Raw genomic sequence first — 1,826 nt, 5'->3', positions numbered from 1 at the left:
AGAAGTGACCTGGACATTTGATGACGGAAACGGAAACATTGAAACGGCCATTCAGGAAGTGGTCATTAAAGACATCACCAAACCTTTAAAACCTATTTTGGATCCTGTTACAGCGGAATGCGAAGTGGCTTCAATAGTACCTCCAACCACGACTGACAACTGCGTGGGAACGGTTACGGGAACAACTTTGGCAAATTTCCCAATTACAGCACAAGGCACAACAGAAGTGACCTGGACATTTGATGACGGGAACGGAAACATTGAAACAGCGGTTCAGGAAGTGGTCATAAAAGACATCACCAAACCAGTCGCACCAGTTTTAAATCCTGTTACAGCCGAATGTGAGGTTACTGCAATAACACCACCAATTGCTACAGACAACTGTAAAGGAACGGTGATAGGAACCACTTTGACTAGTTTCCCAATTACAGCACAAGGCACAACAGAAGTGACCTGGACATTTGATGACGGGAACGGAAACATTGAAACAGCGGTTCAGGAAGTCATCATTAAAGACATCACGAAACCTGTAAAACCTATTTTAAATCCTGTTGCTGCCGAATGCGAAGTGGCTTCAATAGCACCTCCGACCACTACAGATAATTGCGCTGGAACAATTGCGGGAACCACTTTAGCAGGGTTCCCAATCACAGCACAAGGAACGACAGAAGTCACTTGGACATTTGATGACGGGAACGGAAATATTGAGACAGCGGTTCAGGAAGTGGTCATTAAAGATATCACCAAACCTGCAAAACCTGTTTTGGATCCTGTTACCGCCGAATGCGAAGTGGCTTCAATAGCTCCTCCGACCACTACAGATAATTGCGCTGGAACGGTTACGGGAATCACTTTAACAAGTTTCCCAATCACGGCGCAGGGCACAACAGAAGTGACCTGGACATTTGATGACGGGAATGGCAATATTGAAACGGCCATTCAGGAAGTGGTCATTAAAGACATCACCAAACCTGCAAAACCTGTTTTGGATCCTGTTGCAGCGGAATGCGAAGTGGCTTCAATAACACCTCCGACCACTACAGATAATTGCGCTGGAACGGTTACGGGAACCACTTTAACAAGTTTCCCAATCACGGCGCAGGGCACAACAGAAGTGACCTGGACATTTGATGACGGGAACGGAAATATTGAGACAGCGGTTCAGGAAGTGGTCATTAAAGACATCACCAAACCTGTAAAACCTATTTTAAATCCTGTTGCAGCCGAATGCGAAGTGGCTTCAATAGCACCTCCGACCACTACAGACAACTGCGCGGGAACGGTTACGGGAACAACTTTGGCAAATTTCCCAATCACGGCACAGGGCACGACAGAAGTGACCTGGACATTTGATGACGGAAACGGAAACATTGAAACTGCGGTTCAGGAAGTGGTCATAAAAGACATCACCAAACCAGTCGCACCAGTTTTAAATCCTGTTACAGCCGAATGTGAGGTTACTGCAATAACACCACCAATTGCTACAGACAACTGTAAAGGAACAGTGACGGGAACCACTTTAGCAAGTTTCCCGATTACAGCGCAAGGAACGACAGAAGTGACCTGGACGTTTGATGACGGAAACGGCAACATTGAAACAGCTGTTCAGGAAGTGGTCATAAAAGACATCACCAAACCAGTCGCACCGGTTTTAAATCCTGTTACAGCCGAATGTGAGGTTACTGCAATAGCACCTCCGACCACTACAGACAATTGCGCGGGAACAATTACGGGAACCACTTTAGCAGGTTTCCCAATTACGGCACAAGGAACGACAGAAGTGACCTGGACATTTGATGACGGAAACGGAAACATTGAAACGGCCA

At 46.4% G+C, this 1,826-nt stretch carries 1 pseudogene; it reads left to right on the top strand.

The annotated features are described in order from the left end of the window. A pseudogene (locus tag JC605_RS23565) lies at nucleotides 1-1,826 on the top strand (hypothetical protein); the annotation flags it as partial.

The sequence above is a fragment of the Flavobacterium sp. IB48 genome (assembly GCF_016405855.1).
Classification (GTDB): Bacteria; Bacteroidota; Bacteroidia; order Flavobacteriales; family Flavobacteriaceae; genus Flavobacterium; species Flavobacterium ginsengisoli.
Note: the sequence above shows the minus strand (reverse complement) of the source record. Positions and strands in the feature narration are given on the sequence as shown.